Source organism: Flavobacterium anseongense, from assembly GCF_021608185.1.
Lineage (GTDB): Bacteria > Bacteroidota > Bacteroidia > Flavobacteriales > Flavobacteriaceae > Flavobacterium > Flavobacterium anseongense.
Map to the genome: position 1 here is coordinate 1 of NZ_JAKIHN010000032.1, position 375 is coordinate 375.

The 375-nt window shown below is 49.1% G+C and carries 1 pseudogene; it reads left to right on the forward strand.

Annotation, left to right across the window (positions count from 1 at the left end):
- Nucleotides 1-375, forward strand: a pseudogene (locus tag L1S35_RS13225) (hypothetical protein); the annotation flags it as partial.

Genomic DNA, 375 nt, shown 5'->3' on the forward strand with positions numbered 1-375 from the left:
CCTGCCGACGACAAGTATTAGTTATGCAACGCCGTTTTGTTCTTCTGTGGCTACGGCACAATCCGTGACTTTAACCGGAACTGGAGCCTATACCGGTGGAGTCTATTCTTCTACTGCCGGACTGACTATTAATCCGGCTACGGGTGCTATAACGCCTTCGACTTCTACTGCAGGAACCTATAACGTTACTTATACCATTGCGGCTGGTGGTGGATGTGCTGCCGTAATTGCTACAACTTCAGTAACCATTACGGCTCTGCCGACGGCAAGTATTAGTTATGCAACGCCGTTTTGTTCTTCTGTGGTTACGGCACAATCTGTGACTTTAACCGGAACAGGGGCTTATACCGGTGGAGTTTATTCCTCAACTGCCGG